This window comes from Parasulfitobacter algicola (genome assembly GCF_013315265.1).
Lineage (GTDB): Bacteria > Pseudomonadota > Alphaproteobacteria > Rhodobacterales > Rhodobacteraceae > Parasulfitobacter > Parasulfitobacter algicola.
Map to the genome: position 1 here is coordinate 293,516 of NZ_JABUFE010000002.1, position 23,291 is coordinate 316,806.

Annotated in this window: 27 protein-coding genes; 6 read left to right on the forward strand and 21 right to left on the reverse strand. The window is 53.2% G+C overall.

Features of this window, described 5'->3' with window-relative positions:
- Positions 1 to 104: 104 nt before the first annotated feature.
- The 7 genes from HRQ87_RS20435 to HRQ87_RS20190 all read right to left on the reverse strand — a co-directional run bounded on the left by HRQ87_RS20435 (position 105) and on the right by HRQ87_RS20190 (position 2,538).
- Positions 105 to 449, reverse strand: a complete 345-nt coding sequence (locus HRQ87_RS20435; RefSeq protein ID WP_281356581.1) for an ATP-binding cassette domain-containing protein — start codon at positions 447 to 449, stop codon at positions 105 to 107.
- Entirely contained in the window at positions 434 to 664 is a 231-nt protein-coding gene (locus tag HRQ87_RS20440) for an ATP-binding cassette domain-containing protein (RefSeq protein ID WP_281356582.1), read from the reverse strand. Before HRQ87_RS20440 ends, HRQ87_RS20435 begins: the two co-directional genes overlap by 16 nt.
- Positions 661 to 864 (reverse strand): hypothetical protein, encoded by a 204-nt coding sequence (locus HRQ87_RS20170; RefSeq protein ID WP_246251759.1) that lies wholly within the window; start codon positions 862 to 864, stop codon positions 661 to 663. The genes HRQ87_RS20440 and HRQ87_RS20170 overlap by 4 nt, the downstream gene beginning before the upstream one ends.
- Before the next feature lie 61 nt (positions 865 to 925).
- A complete protein-coding gene (locus HRQ87_RS20175) occupies positions 926 to 1,183 on the reverse strand; it encodes an ABC transporter permease subunit (RefSeq protein WP_246251766.1) in 258 nt (85 codons plus the stop codon).
- 45 nt (positions 1,184 to 1,228) lie between these two features.
- Positions 1,229 to 1,474: a hypothetical protein gene (locus HRQ87_RS20180; protein WP_246251768.1), complete on the reverse strand. Its 246-nt coding sequence runs from the start codon at positions 1,472 to 1,474 to the stop codon at positions 1,229 to 1,231.
- A complete protein-coding gene (locus tag HRQ87_RS20185) occupies positions 1,474 to 2,109 on the reverse strand; it encodes a type 2 periplasmic-binding domain-containing protein (protein WP_246251771.1) in 636 nt (211 codons plus the stop codon). The genes HRQ87_RS20180 and HRQ87_RS20185 overlap by 1 nt, the downstream gene beginning before the upstream one ends.
- Entirely contained in the window at positions 2,110 to 2,538 is a 429-nt protein-coding gene (locus tag HRQ87_RS20190) for a type 2 periplasmic-binding domain-containing protein (protein ID WP_246251773.1), read from the reverse strand. It abuts the gene before it with no gap.
- Positions 2,539 to 2,827: 289 nt separating this feature from the next.
- Between HRQ87_RS20190 and HRQ87_RS05270 the strand changes: the two genes are divergently transcribed.
- From HRQ87_RS05270 to HRQ87_RS05295, 6 genes are all read left to right on the forward strand, one after another.
- Positions 2,828 to 3,766, forward strand: a complete 939-nt coding sequence (locus HRQ87_RS05270; protein WP_217430385.1) for an alpha/beta fold hydrolase — start codon at positions 2,828 to 2,830, stop codon at positions 3,764 to 3,766.
- 54 nt (positions 3,767 to 3,820) lie between these two features.
- Complete coding sequence (locus HRQ87_RS05275) at positions 3,821 to 6,253, forward strand: ligase-associated DNA damage response DEXH box helicase (RefSeq protein ID WP_174135977.1); 2,433 nt, start codon at positions 3,821 to 3,823, stop codon at positions 6,251 to 6,253.
- An 80-nt stretch (positions 6,254 to 6,333) separates the two neighbouring features.
- A complete protein-coding gene (gene pdeM, locus HRQ87_RS05280) occupies positions 6,334 to 6,996 on the forward strand; it encodes a ligase-associated DNA damage response endonuclease PdeM (protein ID WP_174135979.1) in 663 nt (220 codons plus the stop codon).
- A gap of 97 nt (positions 6,997 to 7,093) precedes the next feature.
- Complete coding sequence (locus HRQ87_RS05285; RefSeq protein WP_174135981.1) at positions 7,094 to 7,621, forward strand: hypothetical protein; 528 nt, start codon at positions 7,094 to 7,096, stop codon at positions 7,619 to 7,621.
- A gap of 82 nt (positions 7,622 to 7,703) precedes the next feature.
- The gene (locus HRQ87_RS05290) at positions 7,704 to 8,069 is read left to right on the forward strand and encodes a hypothetical protein (RefSeq protein ID WP_174135983.1); all 366 of its coding nucleotides are present in this window, start codon (positions 7,704 to 7,706) and stop codon (positions 8,067 to 8,069) included.
- Positions 8,070 to 8,248: 179 nt separating this feature from the next.
- The gene (locus HRQ87_RS05295; RefSeq protein WP_174135985.1) at positions 8,249 to 9,325 is read left to right on the forward strand and encodes a Hint domain-containing protein; all 1,077 of its coding nucleotides are present in this window, start codon (positions 8,249 to 8,251) and stop codon (positions 9,323 to 9,325) included.
- Positions 9,326 to 9,332: 7 nt separating this feature from the next.
- Here the strand turns inward: HRQ87_RS05295 and folD are convergent, their stop codons facing one another.
- The 14 genes from folD to ruvB all read right to left on the reverse strand — a co-directional run bounded on the left by folD (position 9,333) and on the right by ruvB (position 23,288).
- On the reverse strand, positions 9,333 to 10,223 hold the full coding sequence (gene folD, locus HRQ87_RS05300; protein WP_174135987.1) for a bifunctional methylenetetrahydrofolate dehydrogenase/methenyltetrahydrofolate cyclohydrolase FolD: 891 nt from the start codon (positions 10,221 to 10,223) through the stop codon (positions 9,333 to 9,335).
- A gap of 87 nt (positions 10,224 to 10,310) precedes the next feature.
- A complete protein-coding gene (locus HRQ87_RS05305) occupies positions 10,311 to 11,987 on the reverse strand; it encodes a formate--tetrahydrofolate ligase (protein ID WP_174135989.1) in 1,677 nt (558 codons plus the stop codon).
- 266 nt (positions 11,988 to 12,253) lie between these two features.
- Complete coding sequence (locus HRQ87_RS05310; RefSeq protein ID WP_174135991.1) at positions 12,254 to 12,835, reverse strand: MOSC domain-containing protein; 582 nt, start codon at positions 12,833 to 12,835, stop codon at positions 12,254 to 12,256.
- Positions 12,836 to 12,909: 74 nt separating this feature from the next.
- Positions 12,910 to 14,832 carry an ATP-dependent zinc metalloprotease FtsH gene (gene ftsH / locus HRQ87_RS05315; RefSeq protein ID WP_174135993.1) on the reverse strand — a complete coding sequence of 641 codons (1,923 nt, stop codon included), beginning with the start codon at positions 14,830 to 14,832 and terminating at the stop codon, positions 12,910 to 12,912.
- Between the two features lie 81 nt (positions 14,833 to 14,913).
- Positions 14,914 to 16,170 (reverse strand): tRNA lysidine(34) synthetase TilS, encoded by a 1,257-nt coding sequence (gene tilS, locus HRQ87_RS05320; RefSeq protein ID WP_174135995.1) that lies wholly within the window; start codon positions 16,168 to 16,170, stop codon positions 14,914 to 14,916.
- Positions 16,161 to 16,973: a tol-pal system protein YbgF gene (ybgF, locus tag HRQ87_RS05325; protein WP_174135997.1), complete on the reverse strand. Its 813-nt coding sequence runs from the start codon at positions 16,971 to 16,973 to the stop codon at positions 16,161 to 16,163. Before ybgF ends, tilS begins: the two co-directional genes overlap by 10 nt.
- A gap of 4 nt (positions 16,974 to 16,977) precedes the next feature.
- Positions 16,978 to 17,496, reverse strand: a complete 519-nt coding sequence (gene pal, locus HRQ87_RS05330; RefSeq protein ID WP_174135999.1) for a peptidoglycan-associated lipoprotein Pal — start codon at positions 17,494 to 17,496, stop codon at positions 16,978 to 16,980.
- A gap of 77 nt (positions 17,497 to 17,573) precedes the next feature.
- Complete coding sequence (gene tolB, locus HRQ87_RS05335) at positions 17,574 to 18,890, reverse strand: Tol-Pal system beta propeller repeat protein TolB (protein WP_174136001.1); 1,317 nt, start codon at positions 18,888 to 18,890, stop codon at positions 17,574 to 17,576.
- Positions 18,890 to 19,957 carry an energy transducer TonB gene (locus tag HRQ87_RS05340; protein WP_174136003.1) on the reverse strand — a complete coding sequence of 356 codons (1,068 nt, stop codon included), beginning with the start codon at positions 19,955 to 19,957 and terminating at the stop codon, positions 18,890 to 18,892. The genes tolB and HRQ87_RS05340 overlap by 1 nt, the downstream gene beginning before the upstream one ends.
- Positions 19,958 to 19,967: 10 nt before the next feature.
- Positions 19,968 to 20,435 (reverse strand): protein TolR, encoded by a 468-nt coding sequence (gene tolR, locus HRQ87_RS05345; protein ID WP_174136006.1) that lies wholly within the window; start codon positions 20,433 to 20,435, stop codon positions 19,968 to 19,970.
- A 2-nt stretch (positions 20,436 to 20,437) separates the two neighbouring features.
- Entirely contained in the window at positions 20,438 to 21,109 is a 672-nt protein-coding gene (gene tolQ / locus HRQ87_RS05350) for a protein TolQ (RefSeq protein ID WP_174136008.1), read from the reverse strand.
- A gap of 109 nt (positions 21,110 to 21,218) precedes the next feature.
- The gene (gene ybgC / locus HRQ87_RS05355) at positions 21,219 to 21,611 is read right to left on the reverse strand and encodes a tol-pal system-associated acyl-CoA thioesterase (RefSeq protein WP_174136010.1); all 393 of its coding nucleotides are present in this window, start codon (positions 21,609 to 21,611) and stop codon (positions 21,219 to 21,221) included.
- The gene (locus HRQ87_RS05360) at positions 21,608 to 22,231 is read right to left on the reverse strand and encodes a hypothetical protein (protein WP_174136313.1); all 624 of its coding nucleotides are present in this window, start codon (positions 22,229 to 22,231) and stop codon (positions 21,608 to 21,610) included. Before HRQ87_RS05360 ends, ybgC begins: the two co-directional genes overlap by 4 nt.
- Positions 22,232 to 22,268: 37 nt before the next feature.
- Positions 22,269 to 23,288, reverse strand: a complete 1,020-nt coding sequence (gene ruvB, locus HRQ87_RS05365) for a Holliday junction branch migration DNA helicase RuvB (RefSeq protein WP_174136012.1) — start codon at positions 23,286 to 23,288, stop codon at positions 22,269 to 22,271.
- Positions 23,289 to 23,291: the final 3 nt, after the last annotated feature.

Here is a 23,291-nt window from a genome sequence, read left to right on the forward strand (position 1 = left end):
CACCGGTTGGGTCCCAACGCGGTTTATCAAAAAACCAAATCGCGGTCCCCCAGTTTGAAACCTTCGTCAAGATCATGGGTCACTATGAAAACTGTCATGCTTGTCTAAGCACGTAGATCCGTCAGGAAATCATGCATCAACAGCCGAGTGCCGGTATCAAGCGCACCAAAAGGCTCATCCAACAACAGCACCCGCGGCTTGGCAGCAGGTGTCTGACCAATGGTCAAGCGCTGCTGCATAACGGCTGACAGCGTGGCAGGATAGGCATCGGCCACATCAGCAAGACCAATACGCGCCAAAGTATTATCCGCGCGGGTCTTTGCAGCCTTACGTGCAGCACCGAAAACGTGACCCCACCCCCTTTTAAACGTTTCGCCCGCGATGATGTTTTCACGCACGGTCAGATGCGGAAAGATGGAATAGTGTTGAAAGACTACGCCACGTTCCAAACCTGGTTCGACTGCAGGGGGTTACCATCAATGCTAATCCTTTCGTGCGTGGGCTGTTCTTGCGCGATCAATGATCGCAGAAAGGTCGACTTTCCACATCCTGACGCGCCTACGATTGATATGAATTCGCCTTTATCTGTTTTCAGATTGATCCGTTCAAGGATCGGTCTTGGGCCATAGGATTTAAAGACATTATCGACTGCGACGAAACTCATTGTACCGCCACCGCCCATGGGAAAACCTTGCGCGACAGTGTTTTAAGCAGCCAATCCAGAACAAAGGTCAAAACCGTAATCCAGATAACATCACGTCCATCACCAGATATCGCCGGACCAAGAATATGCGGTATCCTAGACCCTGATCGCTGGCGATTGCTTCGGCCGCGATCAGAAACAACCACGCCGAACCAAGGCAAAGCCGGATCGCTGAATAAGATGTGGCATCAATTGCGGCAATCCCACGCGCAGGATAATCACTCAGGTCGACGCCCCCAGGGTTTCAGCCTTGACGATCTGTTCGCGGGGGATCTCACGCTCCCGCCAACTTAAATCGCAGATCAGAAATGGTAGAATACCGATAACGATCAGCACAACCTTTGGCAGTTCACCCAAGCCGAAAACAATGAACAAAATCGGAAGTACGGCCAGTGGCGGGATCATAGAGGTGACCGCCACAAACTGCGTAAATGTTGTCCGGACATATGGCAGCAAACCAATCAAAAGACCAAACACCATCCCCAACCAATCCCGATCCCAAGCCTGCGCAGGCTGGCCGCTGTATCATGCCACAGCAGAATTCGCCCGCTGCACCGGTCCGGTCAACAGCCGTTGCGCCGTTTCCAGCACTTTTGCTGGCGATGGCAACAGCTTATCAGATGGGTTTTCCAATAGGCGCAGATGGGACGCGATGGCATAGGCAACAAATATCACTAGAAACGGTAGGGTCGATAGAAATATCGCAAGCGCCGGCCCCGGTTTTTTATTGATCAATCGCATGGAATACATCGCCTCAGACCATTCATCCACTAAAGCGCATCATCAGCGACCATTTGCATGAATGTCGTATCAAAGCGGAATGTGACGTTGTTGGCATCGCACGTGATGGTTCCATTAGGATATTCCACGCCCACAAAATCCGCCGATGATGCCTCTTCCCCCGGAATGCCTTTATCGAACAAGAATTCGGCAATATTTGTCATTGTAATGGGCAGATCAACGCCTTGGGTAAAAGCCACAGCATCAGTAAGATCATACAATATTTCGGTTGATGCAAGCTGTGCTTTATATCCGGCCAAATCGGTCCCTGATGCCTCGGTCATGGCCGTCAGCACCTCTTCGTCACCTGCGGCCATCAGGCCTATAACTTCGTACAAGGCGCTGGCCAAGGCTTTACCAAAGTCAGGGTTCGCAGCCAGCATATTGGTATTCACAACCATCAGATCAATAATTTCGCCGGGGATATCCGCACTGTCGAACAGCTTATTCGCACTGGGTTCTTCAACAATGGCAGACACAAGCGAGTTCCATATCACCACGACCTCAACATCATTGGTGACATAGGCTGTAGTCATATCGACATCCGATGTGTTGATCACGCCGTTCAGATCAGCCTCGGTTAGCGCTACGCTGTCCAACGCCCGCGCCAGCAGATAATGCGACACTTACAGTTTGACCAGATTGACAGGTTTTCCGCCAAGACTGGACAGATACCCTTGGCCCTTCAAGATCACGGCATCATTTCCGTTGGAAAAATCACCAGCAATCAAAGCGGTGGTATCTGCAGCACTAGCCGACGGAATGGACAGCGTGTCCATATTTGTCGCCGTCACGCCATCAAACGCACCAGCCGTATATTGGTTTATGGATTCCATATAATCATTGATTTGCACGATTTCGGCATCAATGCCGTATTTGTCAGCCCGTTTATGCATGATGCCGCTTTCGTCCAGATAACCACAAGGCATCCACCCCACATAAATCGAGCAGGCCACGCGAAATTCTGTCTTTTCCTGCGCCATCGCGGGTGCCATTACGCACAACGCCAATGCGATCGACAGTGTAGCGATCTTCAAAAGGCTGTTTTTCTTCATGATCTTCCCCAATATTCGTGGGTTCTGCAAAAAAAGAAAAAGTAAGCCGCGCGTAGAACAAAGGGATAAGGCGCGGACGAACCCACGCAGTAATCTCTCGGGATTTTGGCCCGCTGTGTACTGTGACAAAGATTGCTGCTTCAGGCGCCATGCCGGATGTATGCCCAATTGATGGGCCAAAACAGACACAGTAACCGTCTGCCTGCACTCCAATCATATACAGTCACTGGGTTTCAAACCTGGCCTTATGCTGATTTATATTAAGCATTATCGTAAAATGAGCACCTTCATGATCCACACTGCACAATCCGCCCTGTCCAACGCCCCCATAGCAGATAGCTTTTTCGATGGCTTTCGCGAACAAATGATCAATGTGCCCGGTGGGCAGCTTTTTTGCCGTGTCGGCGGGCGCGGAATGCCTGTGTTACTGTTGCATGGGTATCCGCAAACCTCGGCCATGTGGCACTATGTGGCGGCCGATCTGGTGCGAGATTACACAGTGATATGCCCCGATCTGCGTGGCTATGGGCGATCGCTGAAGCCTGCAACCGATGTGCAACACGCACCCTATTCCAAGCGCGCGATGGCGGGCGATATGATCGCGCTGATGAACACCCTTGGCCATGACCAATTTCTGGTCGGCGCCCATGATCGCGGCGCGCGCGTGGCCCATAGGCTGGCGGCAGATCATCCAGAACGGGTTCTGGCGCTGGCCACCCTTGATATAGCCCCCACGCGCGAGATGTATCGCGATGCCGACAGCGCCTTCGCCCAAACCTATTGGCACTGGTATTGGCTGACACAGCCACATCCGTTTCCGGAAACGCTTATCACAGGGTCAAATGACTTTTACTGGCTGGCAAAATGCGGATCGGGCAAAGCGGGTCTTCGCCCCTTTGTGCGGCAGGCGCTGACCGAATATCTGGAATGCTTTAATGACAGTGCCGTCGTCCACGGCGCTTGTGAAGATTACCGCGCCGCCGCAACCATTGATATCGCGCATGATGATGCGGATACCTCTAAACTGACCATGCCACTTTTAGCCCTTTGGGGGCAACATGGCGCAATCCAGACGCATTTTGACTGCCTTGCCCTTTGGCGCGAACGGGCCGAAAACGTGCAAGGATGGTCGCTGCAGGGCGGTCATTACCTGGCCGAGGAAGTTCCTGATCAGGTCATTCCTGCCTTTCGTGATTTCTTTGCCAATGCGCTGGCCAAGAATGTGTGATCCAGCCAATGCTATATGGCTGAAAATTCTGCCTAGCCCGCTAAGTATCAGGCCATGACAAAATTGCCTGACAGCATCACAAACTGGTTTACCCATCGTGGTTGGTCGATCCACCCCCATCAGCAGGACATGCTGGACCGGGCGAACGCCCCTGCGCTGTTGCTGATCGCGCCGACCGGTGGCGGTAAGACACTGGCAGGATTTCTGCCTACTCTGGCCGAGCTTGGCGCGGATGATCATGCTGGGCTGCATACGCTTTATGTCTCTCCGCTGAAAGCACTGGCCGCCGACATCAAGCGCAACCTGCGCACCCCCGTGGATGAAATCGGCCTGCCCATCAGGATCGAGGATCGCACAGGCGACACAAGCCAGACCCAGAAAAAACGTCAGCGGGCTGATCCACCCCACATCCTGCTAACCACCCCCGAAAGTCTGGCGCTACTGACCAGCTACGAAGACGCCCCGCGCATCTTCAGGGGTCTGAAGCGCGTGATTGTCGATGAAATTCACGCCCTGTCGGAATCCAAACGCGGGGATCAGCTGATGCTGGCTATTGCGCGCCTGCAAACGCTTTGCCCCGGTATGCGCCGCGTGGGGCTTTCGGCCACGGTCGAAGATCCCGCCGCCATTGCCCGTTTTCTGGCGCGTCATCCAGACCCGTGCGAAATCCTGAACGCTGATCCGGGACCAGATCCCGACATCCGGATGCTGAAGACCGAAGAAGCCCCGCCCTGGGCCGGTGGCGGCGCAAAATACGCGATCCCTGCCGTGATCGAACAGGTCAAACAGCACAACACCACGCTGATCTTTCACAACACCCGCGCTCAGGCCGAGCTGTTTTTTCATAACCTGTGGCTGCAGAATGAAGATGATCTGCCCATCGGCATCCACCACGGATCGCTTGACCGCGCACAGCGCGAACGCGTCGAACAGGCGATGGTAGATGGCAGCCTGAAAGCCGTGGTTTGCACCGGCTCGCTTGATCTGGGGATCGACTGGGGGGATGTGGATCTGGTCATCCAGATCGGTGCGCCCAAGAACGTCAAGCGGCTGGTCCAACGCATCGGGCGGGCCAACCACCGCTATAATGCGCCCTCAAAGGCGCTGCTGGTGCCCGCCAACCGGTTCGAAATCGTCGAATGCCGCGCCGCCCTGCAGGCCGTCAAAGACCGCGATCTTGACGGTGATCCGCGCGGGCGTGGACCCCGCGATGTGCTCTGCCAGCATATCCTGATCACTGCCTGCGCAGGGCCGTTCGACGCGGATGCCCTTTATCGGGAAGTTACGACTGCAGGGGCCTATCACGATCTGACGCGGGCTGAGTTTGACGCCTGTCTCGATTTCTGCGCCACCGGCGGCTATGCTCTACGCGCCTATGACCGCTGGCAGCGGCTTCTGCGGCGCGCCGACGGTCAGTGGCAGTTGCGTGACCCCCGTGCGACCCGCGCCATTCGCATGAACATCGGCACCATTCAAGACACCGACACGCTGAAAGTCCGTATCCGTGGCCGCGGCAAACCCCTGGGCGAGATCGAAGAAGGCTTTGCCGCCACCCTGACCCCCGGCGACACCTTCCTGATCGGCGGGCAGATCGTGCGGTATGAGGGCCTGCGCGAAATGACGGTTGAGGTCACGCGGCAGGCAACTGACAAGCCCAAGATCGCCACCTTTATGGGTACCAAATTCGCGACCTCAACCCAACTCAGCCAGCGCATCCTGCGGATGTTCCAACAAGACAGCTGGCCTGAACTGCCCCAACACACCGCCGACTGGTTGGCCCTGCAGCGAAAGGTGTCGCAACTGCCCAAACCAGACCGGCTGCTGATCGAAAGCTTCCCCCACGACGGCAAAGCGCAAACAGTGGTTTACGGTTTCGCAGGCCGCAACGCACAACAAACACTTGGGCTGCTGTTGACCCAGCGGATGGAGGAAATGGGCCTGGCCCCCATGGGCTTTGTGTCGACCGATTACGCCACCCTGATCTGGGGCCTTGATCCGCTGACCGACCCCGCCCCGCTGTTTGCTCAGGATAATTTGCGCGAAGGGCTGGAAAAATGGCTGGCGGGCAACGCTGTGATGAAACGCACCTTCAAGGCCAGCGCCGTGATCGCCGGGCTGATCGAACGCAACACCATGGGTAAGCGTAAAAGCGGGCGACAGGCGACGTTCAGTTCCGATATTTTATATGACACGCTGCTGAAATACGACCCCGACCACCTGATGATGCAGATCACCCGCGAAGAGGCCCTGCGCGGGCTGATCGATTTCGGCCGGATCGAGGAAATGGCCGCCCGTATTCAAGGCCGAATTGACCACCTGCATCTGGACCGCGTCACCCCATTGTCCGCACCCCTGTTCCTGGAACCCGGGCGGGTTCCTGTAAAAGGGTTGGCGAACGAACGCTTGCTAGCCGAAGAAGCTGAACGCCTGATAGATACGGCGGGTTTAACAACGATCGACAAACCAAAATGGCGGGTTCCGTTCTAGGGGCATACACCCGAATATTATACGGCAGCCCATGGAAAACACATCTTGAAATTCCCGCCTGCGCGCGGCATGAACATACCATGAACGGATATGAATTCAATTTCGCAGAATGCAGTTTAACGGCGCGCGCATCGGGTGCGCTGTGGTGGGCAGATCAGCGGGTGCTGTGCGTATCAGACCTGCATTTAGGCAAATCTGACCGGATCGCGCGGCGCGCAGGGCTTATGCTGCCCCCTTACGAAACGCGCGATACGCTTGCCCGGCTTGAGGCCGAGATCGACGCACTATTGCCCGACACCGTGATCTGCCTTGGCGACAGCTTTGATGATCTGGCGGCCGCCGACAGCCTGGACGAAGATGAAACGCTTTGGTTAACACGCTTGCAAGCTGGCCGTCGCTGGATCTGGATCGAAGGCAATCACGATCCGGGCCCCGTTGATTTTGGCGGCACCCATCTGGCAGAATTGACTATGTATCCGCTGACATTCCGTCACATCGCAACAAAGACAAACAGCGCTGAAATATCAGGCCATTACCACCCAAAGGCCAGCTTGAACGTCCGTGGTCGAACGATCACCCGTAAATGTTTTCTGCAAGATGAAAATCGTATTATCTTACCCGCCTTTGGCACCTATACCGGGGGCTTGCATAGCCATTCGGCAGCCTTAAGTCAGTTAATGACCACAAGCGCGCGCGCATTTTTATTAGGACAAAAGGTCCAAAACATTCCGATGCCAAGATAAAGCATGGTTGCACTGGCCATTTAACCAGACCCATAATAAGCTTTAGTTGTGGTTTGAAGTTATACAGTTTTACAAAATTGAAGTTGGAATAAACGAAATGCCATCTGATAACCAAAGCTCATTCAATGACCGTTTGAACCGTATGAATGCAAACGGTGGGTCACCTGATTTTTCCAGTCAACCACAAGCACCAACAGAACGACGCGAAAAACCGTCTGTCGGTTGGCGTATTTTACGGGTGCCTCTTGCATTCGTGTGGGGGGCTATTTCGCTGATCGCTATCGATTTGATATTGTTCAATATTTTCTGGAAGCCCGGTATAAACATCCTTGAAGTCTTTAACTTAACTTCGTTATTTGCTTGGTTCGGATTGATCTTGTGTTTTCTGTTTTTCGGAATTTTTATCCTGAGTTTGCGTGGTACGCTGGCGGTTATTGCCTTTCTGATTTCCGTATTGTTTTCAGTTATTCCCTATTATCATGTGTTGTTGAACGTCAGGCCAGATCTGGGTGATGCAATATATCATCCCGAATATATGGACCAGGTTCGCCAGCTTTGGACAGTGCAAGCAACTGGGCCAGGCCAAAATCGCCAGCAGCGGCCGCGGGTATGGTCTTTGCAATAACGCACATTTAATCCATCACGATTTCATAATTTCGCCAAACTGAAGAACAATAAAATATCATAAGTTTACCAAGAACTAAGGCATGAAGATCGCATCCAAAATCACCATTATTGTTGGCACGATAATTCTGACAACCAACTCTGCTGCCGCATTTAATTTTGGATTTGTGCGCGCCCCAGATTATCTAGATCCATTTTTTATAGCGCTTTTGATAGCAGCCTTTATATTCTGGATCGCCGTGATATTCACCAAGCCCCGGGGGATTCCGTTCAATCAGCTTTACAAAACTCAGATGGATCCGGTGCCCACATATTATTTTCGTATTCTTCAGGCGATTGTAATCATCTTTATGGTTCTTCTATTTCTTGGCATGGGCCTGCAAAGATATGACGAAGCACAAGGCTTGGCACATCTTTCCCTTGAACCGCACATGTCTGATATCGTCTAACTCAACAACCATATCGTGAAACCATGACTCTGGCGTATAAAACTGCTAAAATAAGCAGCAGTTTTACAGATTTCCTATTTAGTGATGATAGGATAAAGTAACACCTGACTGCATTTATATGTTTTTGATATCGTTCACCTTATAGGGTATCACTATAATATATAGACAAAGGACAGAGCATGGCCGCGACGACGATCCGGATTTTCAGCGCAAATAATCTTTTGAACGGATCAGGCGAACAGCCATTTACGCCCGGTTCAACAAACGAATCAACGCGGGGTGGCTCGTTCACGGTTGGGTCTGATACCGGCACGATGATTACGATCAATGATGTCAATAATGACGGCTCATTCGATGATGGCACAGGCGAACAACAGTTTACACCAGAGCCCCTGACACTGACGTATGAGGATGCCGGTGGGACTGTCGTGACAACGACCTTTCCCGCCAATTCGCAACTTCAGTCTGAATTTATCACGACCTTTTCAAGCGGTTTGCAGATCGTTGCAATCCGTCTGAACCCCCCTGGTAATGGGGCCAGTGATCTGATCACAGTGGGCTATGCTGTCTATGACCCAAATGGCAACCCAGTAAACCCGCCACCAGGCACAAACATTGGAAGTATTATAGATAATGAAAGAACCGGAACAGTTGATTATGACGATATTTCCTGTTTCACCTCTGGTACATTGATTGAAACGCCAAAGGGTATGGTTCAGATCGACCACCTTAAACCTGGCGATCAGGTTTTGACGCGACATAATGGCATCCAGGACATCGTCTGGATCGGTGAAAGCTGGATCAGCCAGCTGGATATGGTCTGCTTTCCTGCATTGAAACCCATTTCCATACCTTACGATTTTGTTGGCGGTCAGCGGGATCTTTTGGTTTCGCCCCAGCATCGGATCATGCTGCGCACACCTATTGCCGAACTTCTTTTCGGCGAACCTGATATTCTTGTTTCAGCGAAATATCTGTCAAAGTGGCTGCCCGCAGGCAAACCGATCAACAGCGGAATAAAATATCTTCATATTGCTTGTAAAAACCACGAGATCGTAAATGCGGACGGCATTTGGGCCGAAACGCTGTATTGCGATGAAACAACGTCAGATTTGACCAATGCGATGCAGGCCGACCTGAACAGCGAAACGCTCTCAAATGATCCACGCACCGCAGGCTGCCGCATTCTGCGCCGTTTTGAAGCCGACGTGCTAATGCAGAAACTGACTGAGCAAAAGGCTAAACAGGCCGCTTGATCTTATATCAGGCGGTCAGCCCTTTGGGCTCCTTGATACCATTCGCCCGGCAACAAGCCGTAACCGTGTTGGCCAAAAGGCACGCAATCGTCATCGGTCCAACACCACCCGGCACAGGCGTTATCGCACCTGCCACCTGACTTGCGGATGCGAAATCGACATCGCCCACCAGCTTTGTTTTTTCACCATTCGGTATGCGATTGATTCCCACATCAATGACCGTCGCACCCGGCTTGATCCAATCGCCTGTCACCATCTCAGGTCGCCCCACAGCCGCCACAACAATGTCTGCGCCGCGCACGACATCCTGCAAATCTTGTGTCCGGCTGTGTGCAATCGTGACTGTGCAACTGTCGCCTAAAAGCAGGTTCGCCATCGGCTTGCCCACGATATTACTGCGACCGATCACAACAGCGTTCATGCCACTAAGACTGCCGTGATAGTCGCGCAGCAACATCAGACATCCCAACGGCGTACAGGGCACCATCGATTTCTGACCGGTCCCCAACAGCCCCACGTTCGAGATATGAAATCCATCCACATCCTTGGCAGGCTCAATCGAATTGATCACCAGATCTTCGTTCAGATGGTCTGGCAACGGCAGCTGAACCAGTATCCCATGCACAGCAGGGTCCGCATTCAGCTGTGCGATCAAACTCAGCAAATCTGCCTCGGACGTGTCAGCGCCCAACTTATGTTCGATTGAATTCATGCCGACCTCGGTCGTCAGTTTGCCCTTTGATCGAACATAAACCTGACTGGCCGGATCCTCCCCCACCAACACGACAGCAAGCCCCGGCGTGATTCCGTTTTCCTCTTTCAGGCGCGCCACATGGGTCGCCACTTTTTCACGCACTTTGGCGGCAAAAGCTTTGCCGTCGATGATATCGGCACTCATTTTTTTTGCTCTCCTCACGCCTGTCCGTACAAGAGTTTTGTACAAAAATTTTTGTACAAAATAGGCGTACAAATTATACAAAACAGCCTAGAACAGCCCCTCGACCTCACCGGCATCATTCAGCATGATCTGTTCCGCCGATGGCGTTCTGGGCAATCCCGGCATCGTCATGATCTCACCACAGATCACCACGATAAAGCCCGCACCCGCGCTTAATCGCACTTCGCGCACCGGAACGCCATGGCCTGTTGGCGCACCGCGCAAGTTTGGATCGGTACTGAACGAATATTGCGTTTTTGCCATACAAATCGGAAGATGGTCAAACCCCTGATCTTCCCAGGCGCGCAGTTGGTCACGAATTTTCTGATCGGCCAGAACCTCGTCTGCGCGATAGATGCGCTTGGCAATGGTTTCGATCTTGTCGAACAAGGGCATGTCATCGCGATAAAGCGGGGCAAATTGGCTGACACCGCTATCGGCAATTTCAGCAACGCGCGTGGCCAGTTCTTTGATCCCGTCAGACCCGGAAGCCCAATGTTTACAAAGGATTGCCTCGGCTCCTTGGCTTTCGACATAGTCTTTTACAGCCTGCACTTCGGCGTCTGTATCACTAACAAAATGATTGATCGCAACAACGACCGGCACGCCGAAACTTTTGACATTGCCAATATGACGCCCAAGGTTCGGGCAGCCATCCTGCACCGCCTGAACATTCTCAGGCCCTAGATCGGCCTTGGCCACACCACCGTTCATCTTCATCGCACGCACAGTCGCCACCAGCACCACGCAATCGGGCGCTATACCGGCTTTGCGGCATTTAATGTTCATGAATTTTTCAGCGCCCAGATCGGCGCCAAAGCCCGCTTCGGTCACAACATAATCAGCCAGTTTCAATGCCGTAGTCGTCGCAATGACCGAATTACAGCCGTGGGCGATATTCGCAAATGGACCGCCGTGAACAAAAGCCGGATTGTTTTCAAGAGTTTGCACAATGTTCGGTTGCATCGCATCTTTCAACAGAACCGTCATCGCACCATCAGCTTTCAGATCGCGACAATAGACAGGCGACCGATCCCGGCGATAGGCAACGATGATATCGCCCAGACGTTTTTGCAGGTCGGTCAGGTCATTGGCCAAACACAAACAGGCCATGACCTCGGATGCAACAGTGATATCAAACCCGGCTTCGCGTGGAAAACCGTTGGCCACACCACCCAATGACGCTGTAATCTGACGCAAGGCGCGATCATTCATATCCAAAACGCGGCGCCACACAACACGGCGGATGTCGATCTCAAGCTCATTACCCCAGTAAATATGATTATCAATCATCGCTGACAACAAATTATGTGCCGACGTGATTGCGTGGAAATCGCCTGTGAAATGCAGGTTCATCTCCTCCATCGGGACAACTTGGGCATAGCCACCGCCCGCCGCGCCACCTTTCATACCAAAGCACGGCCCAAGCGACGCCTCGCGGATACAAATCGCAGCCTTCTTACCAATGGCATTCAGCCCGTCACCAAGCCCGACCGTCGTCGTGGTCTTGCCTTCACCGGCCGGTGTCGGGTTAATGGCTGTAACAAGGATCAGCTTGCCGTTTTCACGTCCCTGGACCGAGTTGATAAAATCCTGGCTGACTTTTGCTTTGTCATGGCCATAGGGCAGCAGGTCATCACTTGTGATCCCCAGCTTTGCACCAATCTCTTGGATAGGTTTCTTATTCGCTTCGCGGGCGATCTCAATATCGGATTTAAAGCTCATGGTTTGTCCCTGCGTCCCTGTGATGACATCTGTCTATCTTCGGCTATAGCCGCCCGACAAGCGACTGACCGATGCATTTCCGACATTTCCACCACTGGAATCGGCGGCGGTGGAGTTAATTGTGTCTTATCGGAAATCTTGGGAACCAATCGGCCCATCAACAGTTCACTTTATAGAAACAGGAAAGGGTCTGACATGTCTGGTATTACAATCGCTATTCATTTTGGTTTCGCGCTTGGCTTGGGAATGGCGCTTTTGGTTTTGATCTAAACGCCCTTCCAAGACCGCTGCTCCGGCACATGCAGGCGCAGCTTTTCACCAATCTGCAAGATACCTTCGCGTTCAACCCACGCAGTTACCCCACGTCTACCCTTGGCCGCCGCTTTGAATTTTGATCCAAAGCCAGGCAAATCTTCATCAATCACTTTCGCAGGCAGATGGCATGGCCGATTTTCCATGTCGACAACCAATGTTGTTCCCGACCCAGATTGCAGTCTGGACGAGGGCGGTAGATATGTGAAATCAGGCAAACCGCCAATTACCATGGAGGCCCCAACCCATTCCGGTTGAATGTCTGACACGCCCATCAAATCAGCTACCTCAGCCATTTCCTCCATTGAAACCATCGAAAACTGTCTGACATTTCGGATGACTGTGCCCCGGGGATGTTGTGATGTCACCCGTGAGCATGACAGGCGCGTCAACCCGGCATGATCTTCGCCCTCTACACCCGCAAATGTCGCCGTAACAGACTGTAATGATTGAGATCGCAGGGATGCGGTTCGGTCCGGAACATACCCCAGCCATGTAATCGTGCCGAAGAAATCAGTTGGGACAAGTGCTGGCATGTAAATATCGCAGATCTTAAGTATTGATATAAAAAGGCCCCGACAACGATGTGCGGGGCCTTTTAGCAAAAGTCTTATGCCGTTGGTTCTGGCTCAAGCTCGCTATCGGGCGCGCGTGGCTTTTTCGGCTTTGTTTTTGGAATGGCTGTCACCGACGCCGCAGATCCCTGATCAGGCTTGTCATCTTTGTCGTCCGAATGCGGCGGTTCACCACGGATGACACGGTGGATTTCGTCACCTGTCAAAGTCTCATATTCCAGCAACCCTCTTGCAAGCAGCTCGAACTCTTTTTCCTTTTCGGTAATAATCTTCAAAGCGGTTTCATACCCATCCTGAATGAATTTCTTCACCTCGTCTTCGATCAACTGCTTGGTATTAGCCGAAACCGAAAAACCAGCCGTATTACCCTGATATCCCTCGTGTGCTTCGGCATAGTCGATGTTACCAATCTTATCGGACATCCCCCAACGCAAGACCATTGCACGGGCCAGACCTGACGCACTTTGGATATCCCCGGCAGGACCATTGGACACACGTTCAGCCCCATACTTAAACACTTCAGCCGCTTTACCGGCCATCGTCATGGCAAGGCGCTGATGGCATTCGTCCTGGAACATGTTCAGGCGATCCATTTCAGGCAAGCTCATCACCATGCCCAACGCACCACCGCGCGGAATAATCGTGGCTTTATAAACCGGATCACATTTGGGCAACGTGATCCCCACAATTGCGTGACCCGCTTCGTGATAAGCCGTCATTTCCTTTTGTTCTGCCGTCATGACCATTGACCGGCGTTCAGCACCCATCATGACCTTATCTTTGGCGCTTTCAAAATCTTCCATGGTGACAAAACGGCGTCCAACACGGGCAGCCATAAGAGCAGCTTCGTTCACCAGGTTGGCCAGATCCGCGCCAGAAAACCCGGGGCTGCCCCGCGCAATGATCCGCAGATCCACGTCAGGACCAAGCGGTGTTTTGCGGGCATGCACACCCAGAATTTTTTCGCGGCCCTTGATATCGGGATTGGGTACCGTGATCTGACGATCAAAACGACCTGGACGCAATAGCGCAGGATCAAGCACATCGCGACGGTTTGTGGCAGCCACGATGATCACGCCTTCGTTAGCCTCAAACCCGTCCATTTCAACCAAAAGCTGGTTCAAAGTCTGTTCGCGTTCATCGTTTCCGCCGCCATATCCGGCACCCCGATGACGACCGACTGCGTCGATCTCGTCAATAAAGACGATGCACGGCGCGTTCTTTTTGGCCTGTTCGAACATGTCGCGCACACGGGATGCACCAACTCCAACGAACATTTCGACAAAGTCCGAACCCGATATTGTGAAAAACGGCACACCCGCTTCGCCCGCAATGGCACGCGCCAGCAACGTTTTACCAGTACCGGGGGGGCCAACAAGCAATGCACCTTTCGGAATTTTACCGCCAAGACGGCTGAATTTCTGCGGGTTGCGCAGGAATTCAACGATCTCTTCCAGCTCTTCTTTAGCTTCGTCAATGCCGGCGACATCGTCAAATGTAACGCGCCCCTGCTTTTCAGTCAGCAGTTTGGCCCGGCTTTTCCCAAAGCCCATCGCACCACCTTTGCCACCACCTTGCATGCGGTTCATGAAATAAATCCACACCCCGATCAACAGAAGAAACGGCAGAAGGCTTAGCAGAAAGTTCTGGAATGTAGATTCTTCCTGATTTTCGGCACTGACGGTCACGCCGTTTTCGCGCAGGATCGGGCGATATTCCTCGCCTGCGTTTGGTGGGGCGACTGTCGTAAATTCGGTGCCATCATTGTTCGTGACACGAATAGTCTGGTTGTCGATCTCAACAGATCCGACAGTACCGCTTTCAACGCGGTCCAAGAATACGGAATAATCAACCTTTTCATTCTGCGCCGAACTTTGGCCACCATTGAAAATGTTGAACAGTATAAGGATCATCAAAAACAGAACGACCCAAAATGCGATGTTTCTCGCGTTGCCCAAGGAAACTCTCCTATGAATTCTTCTGATCGGGCTCGATAGACCCGCCTCGTTACCTCTAAAATAGAGATCACACGACTTTCTTCAATGCGTTATAATGGCAGTAAAGAAATCATTGTCACTTTTTATCGATTTAATGGTCCAGTTATTAACAAATCCTGCAATTGGGGCGGAAATTAAATCGCTGCCGTGCCAGATTGATGGCGAACTTATCAGCGCATTGCGTGGAATTTGCAGATCACGCCAATCCGGGCGCTGTGCAAGGCCCGTTTCACCAAGCGCGCGAATCTCATGATCGTTGGTATTCGGTCCAGAAACGCGCCAGCGATTGTCCCACATCTGATCTGTCGAACATCTTAAATCTGACACAGCTTTAAATTCGCGGGTAATCCAGATCTGACCCTTCTTTGGAATAATCAAGGCACCGTGCAGAACACTTTGCTGTCCGTTTCGAACGGCATCGACCACCTGTGACAGCGCTTTGTATCTTGGTTTATAAAACTGCCTCGACACCCATCCCAACCCATGCGCCAGCAAACGGTCACGCAACTCACCCGGCGCATCCAGAAAATCGTTTTGCTGGAAAACAACATTGCCTGCCCGTAATGTCACGATGCGCCGCGCCAAATCTTGCGTTGCAATTTCAAGGGCATAACGTGCCTGCGCCATATGCGATGCAGTTTGCGCCAAACGGTCTTGTGTCAAACCAAGATCTGCCAACAACCCCATTATCTGACGGGCTTTGACACGATCAAACCGATCATCGGTATTCGAAGGGTCATCGGCCCAAGGCTGATCAATCCCCGTCAGATAATCACGCAATTCTTGCCGCTTGGCCCATAAAAGCGGGCGCAACCAGGCCACCGGACCATGCTGGCGCATCGGATGCATGCCGCTTAGCCCATCAACGCCAGAGCCACGCGCAAGCCGCATCAAAACGGTTTCGGCCTGATCATCCAAAGTATGTGCCAATGCCACGTGCAAGATTTGATTGTCCTGCGCCCATTGTCCAATCAGATCATACCGTGCCTGTCGTGCCTGGGACTGTAGATTGCCACGGCCATCCCAATCGTCCCACCCAAGAATATGATGCGGAACGCCCAATTTCGCGGCCGCACGGCCAACCATCTCAGCCTCATCCGCCGCACCCTTACGTAACCTGTGATCGACTGTAACACTTTGCAGGAATACGCCTGTGCGTGCCGAATATTGCGCCATCAGATGCAGCAAAGCCATCGAATCGCTGCCACCAGAAACGGCAACGGCGACCCGATCCGGCCGCCGTTCCTGTGTCAGATCATCGAATGCGCTGACAAATTTATCGTATAGGCTTACTGACACCCCAGGTCGCGCATGGAAGTTCGCGCCTCGGTCACTTGGGCATTGTTGGGAAAGCGAATTTCGACTTCACCCAAAGTCACGCACGCCTCACGCTGTTGGCCAAGACGCCCCAATGATGTGCCCAATCGGGTCAGTGCACGGGGTGCATCCTGCCCGTTGGGATCGCTGGAAAACGCATTCAGATAAGCACGTGCAGCCGGGGCTGTATCGCCCATCGCTTCATGTGCTTCGCCTTTTAGTAAATTAGCCTGCGCTGCCAACGGACCACCAGGATAGGTATCGTTGAATGCATCAAATTTCTGAATGGCCATTGCAAAGTCACCCTGTTCAAACAGCGCCTTTGCCTGATCGAAATCAGCCGCTTCGCTGATCGCCAATTGCGGTCCACCAGACGGCTGACTAACTTGTTGCCCGCTGGTGGCGCCAATGGTTTCCCCACCCAACGTGGGCGTTTCACCAAGTGTGCCAATATCGCAATTTTCATCCAACTCGCAGATCCGGAATTCCAGATCACCAATACGATTTGTCCCATCCTGAACAACGCGACCAATGCGGAATTCAAGCTGTTCGGTCTTGGCAGTCAGTCGCGACAGTTCGCTTTCAATAGATATGATCCGATCCAGAAGCGTGCCATCCTGATTAAGATTGCTGGACGATCCGGTTGGCGACAGTTCTGCCTTCAAACTTTCGATCTGTTGATACATCGCGCCCAACTCGGCCCGCACATCTGCCAGCGTGTCCGCCACGCCAGCCGATGGCAATAAAAGCCCAAGTGTCAGCAGGAAAGCACGTGTTCTTCTCATTGGATCAGCTTACTCCGGCCGCTGAAATGATGGTCACAGACCGACGGTTCTGCGCATAGCATTCTTCGGTCGAACATGATGCCAACGGGCGCTCTTTACCATATGTCAACGTGCGCATCCGTGATCCGGCCACACCTTTGGATACCAGATAGTCGCGCACAGCTGCTGCACGACGTGCACCAAGGGCCAGGTTGTATTCACGCGTACCTTGTTCGTCAGCGTGACCTTCGATCACAGCGATATAGGTGGTATTCGCCATCAGCCATGCCGCCTGTCCATCCAAAACAGACTGCGCAGAAGGGCTAAGTGTGGATTGATCCACAGCAAAGTTGATCGTATTTCCAACGGTCTGATTGAAATATTGTGGTGTCGCAGGATCCAGTGTTCCGCTTTCGATACCACCATTTGCGCCACCGGGGCCACCTGCACCGCCTTCGCCATTGTTGCCAAAACGATCACCGTTCGTACAAGCCGCAGCGCCCAATAGCGCCAGCATAAGGGCTGCTTTCTTAAGATATGTCATCTGCTCTGTCCTTTACCGCAAGTCTTTTTATGTTGTTATAATTACTATCCTAGCATCATCAGATCGCTTTGGAAACGCTAAGGCTGCAACGGCCCCCAAGATGGATCAGAAGCCGCGTTGTCTGTCCGAATACTGCGCAAATTCCGACCCGATATGTCAACTGAATACAAAGATGGCGCACCATTCACGCCCTGGGTTTCGCGGGTAAACATGATCACACGGCCATTGGGCGACCACGTCGGACCTTCATCCAGAAAGTTCGACGTCAGCAGACGTTCGCGGCTGCCATCGACATTCATCACACCGATATGAAAACGCCCGCCGGCTTGCTTGGTAAAGGCGATCAGATCCCCACGGGGCGACCAAACCGGTGTCCCATAGCGCCCATCTTCAAAGCTAATCCGCTGCGGTTCGCCACCATTTGCGGACATGATGTAAAGCTGCTGCGTGCCACTGCGGTCACTTTCAAACACGATCTGGCTGCCATCAGGGCTAAAGCTGGGCGCCGTTTCAATCGCAGGGCTGTTGGTCAACCGCGACAAGGATCCTGAATTCAGATCCATGCGATAAATATCCGTGTTGCCGCCTGTTGTCAGTGAAAACACTACCGTACGACCATCCGGGGCAAATCTGGGTGCAAAGCTCATGGTGCCTTCGGGCATCGCAAGCGCACGCCGACCCACGTTTGAAACATCCAGCAGATAAATCCGCGGAAAGCCTGTCTCGTACCCGGTATATAGTACCCGGTCACCCGTGGGCGAAAACCTTGGTGCCAGAACGATGGATGAACTATCGGTCAGATATTGAATGTTTGCGCCATCATAGTCCATGATCGCCAGCCGCTTGGCGCGATTTTCTTTGGGGCCAGTTTCACTAACGAAAACCACACGGCTGTCAAAATACCCACTTTCCCCGGTAATCCGCTGATAGACGGCATCCGACACCTTATGCGCCATGCGACGCCAAGCATCTGTGCTGCCCGCAAATTGCAGACCATCGCCCATTTCAGCACCCGAAAAGATGTCAAACAAACGAAACTTCACCACTAAACGCCCGCCCGCATCAACGCTGACGGCGCCAGTGATCAGGGCCTGCGCATTGACGGCACGCCAGTCCGAATACTGAACGGGTGATGCAAAACTGCTGACATTTGAGATATAAGCCTGCGGCGGAATTTCGCGGAAAAGACCCGTTCCGGTCAAGTCACTGGCCACCACACGTGCAATTCTGACCGCATATTCATTCGCCGCCGCAGTTTCCGGCTGAAAGTCCGGCGTGGCAAATGGCATGGGTTCAACAAGGGGATTATCAAGTCTCAATTTCAAAGGTTCAGCAGCCGAAGCAACTGGAATAAAAAGAAAAAGCGTCATGATAAGACTAAGAATAAACCGCATTATCTGATCCCCATTTTGGTTGGGTCGAAGGTGATTTCGATCTCTTTCCAGTGATCGTATTTGTCTGCCGGCAGATTATAACCGCTTGTGCCGCATCGAAGAATAGCCCGCCTGGCGGATTCGTAGGATCGGTTAACCGCATCATCCGTGCCGCCGGATGACGATATCAATCTGATAGAGGAACTGACTGGCTTAGCATTTAGATCCATCGAAAAGCCCACAACGACGATCACGTTCAGCGAATCCGTTCCAAGTGCACCGATATTCCAGCATTCGCCGACTGCCAGACGAAAGCCTTCCGTCTCGCCCGGTGTCAGTGGCGGGCCCGAAGGTGTGTCGCCAAGTGCAGCCCCCAAAGCCTCGGCGACAGCATCGCTGGTATCAATCGTTTCTGTCACCTCTGTCGCAGGGGTTTCCGGTTCGGCTTCTTGCTCTGGCTCGGCTTGCGCTGTTTGTAGACGGTCCGGGCGGGCTTGCGGGCGTATTGATCGCGCTGGCGCGCCGGGAGTTTCTTCGGCCTCGGTCACAATCTCTGTTCCTGCCTCGGGCGGTGCGGTGGCCTCAACCTCTTCCACTACGGTTTCGCCCTCATCTGTCGGCTCGACCGCCTCTTGCGTCGTATCGGCAGTTTCAACATCAGGCTCTGGCGCTTCGGTTGGAACGGGCGCGACAACATCCACGGCTTCCTGCCCGACTTCATCCGCGGGGTCTGTTTCGTTCACAGGCGGGTCGGGTTCCGGCGGTGGGGCGGGTGTTGATACATCAATCTCCGGTGCATCAGGCACCTCAAGCGGTGGGGCTTGCGCGACTTCGGATTGTTCGGGTTCATCTTCGGGCACGACCAATTCAGGCGTTTCAGCCACCTCGGGCGCGACAGGTACTTCGACATTGGTGACAACATTGGGCGCAATAGACTGCGCTGTCAGGGCTGCAAATTCTTCGCCGGAAATCGTCGTGACCTGCACATCTTCAAATGGCAGCGGATCGGACCGGAATTCACCGCCGAATATCGCCCAAGTGATCAGACCGATGTGCCCAATCCCCGAGATATAGGTTCCGATGCTCACGTCTGCCTCGCTATTGCCCGTCCAGCGTCGGGCCGCCAATATCTGTCACAAGACCAATATTTGAAAACCCACCCGCATTCAGCGCGCCCATTACCTGCATAACACGTTCGTAAGGAATAGATCCGTCGGCCCGCAGGAAAATTTTATCGCCATCCCGTTCTGCCGCAATCGCAGTCAAACGGCTAATCAATTCTTCGTCGGCAATTTCGGTGCTTTGAATTGCGATCACACCGTCGGCGGTTAATGTTACGGTCAGCGGTTCTTCCTGATCCGTGCTCAGCGCATTGGCCGCAGTTTCAGGCAAATTAACTGGCACGCCAACCGTTAGCATTGGGGCTGCGACCATAAAGATAATCAGCAGCACCAACATAACATCAACAAACGGTGTCACGTTGATCTCGGCCATCGGTTGTGACCGGCGACGCTTGCGGCGGCGTCCGCCGCCATCGTCACTTTTTGCCATAAGTCCCGCGCCCATGATCAGCTATCCAACTGACGGCTAAGAATGGTGGCGAATTCATCTGAAAACGCCTCGTAACCACCCAAGATCCGATCACTGTCGGCAATGAACTTGTTATAGAAAATCACTGCCGGGATTGCGGCCAAAAGACCCAAGCCCGTGGCCAGCAACGCTTCTGCGATACCGGGGGCCACGACGGCCAGATTGGTATTTTGCTGTTCGGCAATTTCAATAAAGGCATTCATGATGCCCCAAACAGTGCCGAACAATCCGACAAAGGGCGTGATTGATCCGACCGTCGCCAGAACCGGCAGACCCTTTTGCAGGATTTCGGCCTCTTTCGCGATAGCGACATCCATGGACCTGTCGATCCGGCTTTGCGCCCCTGCGATCAGCCCGCCATCATTGCGATGCGACCTACGCCATTCCATCATGCCAGATGCGAATATCTTTTCCGCAGCCCCCGTGGGTGCCATGCCGATCTTGTCAAACAGCCCATCCAATGGCTCGCCCGACCAGAACGCCACATCAAATTGCGCCGCATTTGCGCGGGCTTTCCGATATACGATAATTTTCTGGATAATGATCGCCCAAGCCCAGAATGAGGCTAAAATAAGCATGATCATGACAAGTTTTACTACAAGTGTTGCGCGCGCAAAAAGCGCCCACATCGAAAAATCTACAGCTTCCATTTGCCTGCTCTTTTTTGTCGGCCGTGTTTCCGGCTCTGATTGATTATATGAATAGCTTAGTTTTCAAAGAAAAGCCATGACAACCATGTTATCGGCGCAAATTATCTTTTCAAGGCTTTGAATGTCGGCGAATGTTTGCTGGCAAACGCGTGGCCTGACCGGCTTTGTTGATTGCCACCACCGTCACGGTTGCGGAAAACAAAACCTGATCGCCCCGCTTGACCTTTTGATCAAAAATCATCCTGACGCCAGTGGCGTGGCTTAATTCAGTTTCAACGACCAGCTCATCATCATATTTTCCCGCTGCCAGATAATCGGCCTCAACCCGGCGTACGGCAAAGACGATGCCATCGTTTTCCTTCAGCGCCACCTGATCCACGCCCATGTCGCGCACATATTCTGTCCGGCCGCGTTCAATATATTTCAGATAATTCGCATAATAGACGATGCCCCCGAAATCAGTGTCTTCGTAATACACGCGCAAGGGCCAAAGATGTGTCATTGCGGTTTCTCCATCCGGGCAAAAAGGCGCAAAGCATGGCTGGCATCATCCGCCACCACAGGCATAACAGGATCATAGGCCGCCTGGATGACCGATGCCACCTCGGGCTTTAGCACCGTCGTATCCCCAACCACAGCCAAGGGTGACGCATTCTGAAACGCCCGGTCTGACCACAGTAAGATGGATTGCACCATTTGACTAAGACACAGTGTTTCAGCCGACACTTCGGCCAAATGCGCATCTATCTTGATAAAAACAAAACATGCCCGAATACCCCCTTGCCCGTCAAAGCGGAAAATCCGGTATTGATTGGCATCGGCTGCGTTAAGCTTCGTGACTAAAGGCTTCAAATCCGGGATCAACTGATCCAGATGTGGCACATCCGGCAGTTCATTCCAGTCTTTGCAGAAAAACACCATCAGATTGGCACCCAGTTCCGGATCTGTTTCCGCCATCTGATGCCTAGCCAACACGACAATCGCCTCAATCGCACCTTTAAGAACCGAAATCGTTGCATCTTCGACACCAAAGACAACAGGCACAATGGGCCGTCCCCATCGCGCAAAAACGTAATCCCCATCGGATCGAGTGAACAGTGCCTCAACCTCTTGCGGTGTCATATTCTCATTGATCCCCAAATACTCAAATTCAGCTGTCTCAGCCAAATAAATCCGTCTGTCCCTTGGGTGCTGTCAACCCCAGATGCGCCCAGGCTTTGTGCGCCAACATCCGTCCGCGCGGTGTCCGTTGGATCAACCCCTGCTGCAGCAAAAATGGCTCAATCACCTCCTCCAGCGCATCGCGGCTTTCGCTAAGCGCCGCTGCAATCGTTTCGATCCCGACCGGTCCGCCAAAATAGTTTTCTGCAATTAAGTTCAGATACCGGCGATCCGCCCCATCCAGCCCCAGATGATCCACGCCAAGCCGTGTCAGTGCATTATCCGCAATCGCCTGCGTCACAAATCCGTCACCTTCAACCACGGCAAAGTCCACCACACGGCGCAGCAAGCGCCCCGCAATCCGGGGTGTGCCGCGCGCGCGCTTGGCAATTTCGCGTGCACCTTCAGGCTCGGCCGGTGCGCCCATCAACCGTGCGCCGCGCGTGACAATCTCGTGCAGCTCATCCACCGTATAAAACTGTAACCGCGTCGGAATACCGAACCGATCCCGCAAGGGCGTTGTCAGCAAGCCAAGCCGCGTCGTGGCCCCGACCAGCGTAAAGGGCTGCAGTTCAATCCGTACCGTGCGCGCCGCAGGACCTTCACCGATCACCAGATCCAGCTCAAAGTCCTCCATCGCCGGGTAAAGGACCTCTTCCACCGCCGGGTTCAACCGGTGAATTTCGTCAATAAACAGCACATCCCGTGCTTCCAGATTGGTCAGGATCGCCGCCAGATCACCGGCCTTGGCCAAAACAGGCCCGCTGGTCATACGGAAGTTCACGCCCAATTCGCGCGACATGATTTGCGCCAGCGTAGTCTTTCCCAAACCGGGCGGGCCATGAAACAGCGCGTGATCCATCGCTTCGCCCCGCTGTCGGGCGGATTGAATAAAGATCTTCAGATTGGCTCGCGCTTCGGCCTGACCGATGAATTCATCCAATGATTGCGGCCGCAACGCGCGGTCATTATCCTCAGATTGCCGCTCGGGGCGCAGGGTGGGATCAGGTTCGCTCATCCC

Coding starts and splice junctions, on each gene's coding strand:
- folD (WP_174135987.1), bottom strand. CDS start 10,223: ATGAGTGCCGATATCATCGACGGCAAAGCTTTTGCCGCCAAAGTGCGT.
- HRQ87_RS05290 (WP_174135983.1), top strand. CDS start 7,704: ATGAAGATCGCATCCAAAATCACCATTATTGTTGGCACGATAATTCTG.
- HRQ87_RS05275 (WP_174135977.1), top strand. CDS start 3,821: ATGACAAAATTGCCTGACAGCATCACAAACTGGTTTACCCATCGTGGT.
- HRQ87_RS05270 (WP_217430385.1), top strand. CDS start 2,828: ATGATCCACACTGCACAATCCGCCCTGTCCAACGCCCCCATAGCAGAT.
- pal (WP_174135999.1), bottom strand. CDS start 17,496: ATGACATATCTTAAGAAAGCAGCCCTTATGCTGGCGCTATTGGGCGCT.
- tolB (WP_174136001.1), bottom strand. CDS start 18,890: ATGCGGTTTATTCTTAGTCTTATCATGACGCTTTTTCTTTTTATTCCA.
- ruvB (WP_174136012.1), bottom strand. CDS start 23,288: ATGAGCGAACCTGATCCCACCCTGCGCCCCGAGCGGCAATCTGAGGAT.
- pdeM (WP_174135979.1), top strand. CDS start 6,334: ATGAACGGATATGAATTCAATTTCGCAGAATGCAGTTTAACGGCGCGC.
- tolQ (WP_174136008.1), bottom strand. CDS start 21,109: ATGGAAGCTGTAGATTTTTCGATGTGGGCGCTTTTTGCGCGCGCAACA.
- HRQ87_RS05310 (WP_174135991.1), bottom strand. CDS start 12,835: ATGCCAGCACTTGTCCCAACTGATTTCTTCGGCACGATTACATGGCTG.
- HRQ87_RS05295 (WP_174135985.1), top strand. CDS start 8,249: ATGGCCGCGACGACGATCCGGATTTTCAGCGCAAATAATCTTTTGAAC.
- HRQ87_RS20440 (WP_281356582.1), bottom strand. CDS start 664: ATGAGTTTCGTCGCAGTCGATAATGTCTTTAAATCCTATGGCCCAAGA.
- ybgC (WP_174136010.1), bottom strand. CDS start 21,611: ATGACACATCTTTGGCCCTTGCGCGTGTATTACGAAGACACTGATTTC.
- HRQ87_RS05285 (WP_174135981.1), top strand. CDS start 7,094: ATGCCATCTGATAACCAAAGCTCATTCAATGACCGTTTGAACCGTATG.
- HRQ87_RS20190 (WP_246251773.1), bottom strand. CDS start 2,538: ATGAAGAAAAACAGCCTTTTGAAGATCGCTACACTGTCGATCGCATTG.
- ybgF (WP_174135997.1), bottom strand. CDS start 16,973: ATGAGAAGAACACGTGCTTTCCTGCTGACACTTGGGCTTTTATTGCCA.
- HRQ87_RS05305 (WP_174135989.1), bottom strand. CDS start 11,987: ATGAGCTTTAAATCCGATATTGAGATCGCCCGCGAAGCGAATAAGAAA.
- tolR (WP_174136006.1), bottom strand. CDS start 20,435: ATGGGCGCGGGACTTATGGCAAAAAGTGACGATGGCGGCGGACGCCGC.
- HRQ87_RS20175 (WP_246251766.1), bottom strand. CDS start 1,183: ATGGTGTTTGGTCTTTTGATTGGTTTGCTGCCATATGTCCGGACAACA.
- HRQ87_RS05360 (WP_174136313.1), bottom strand. CDS start 22,231: ATGACACCGCAAGAGGTTGAGGCACTGTTCACTCGATCCGATGGGGAT.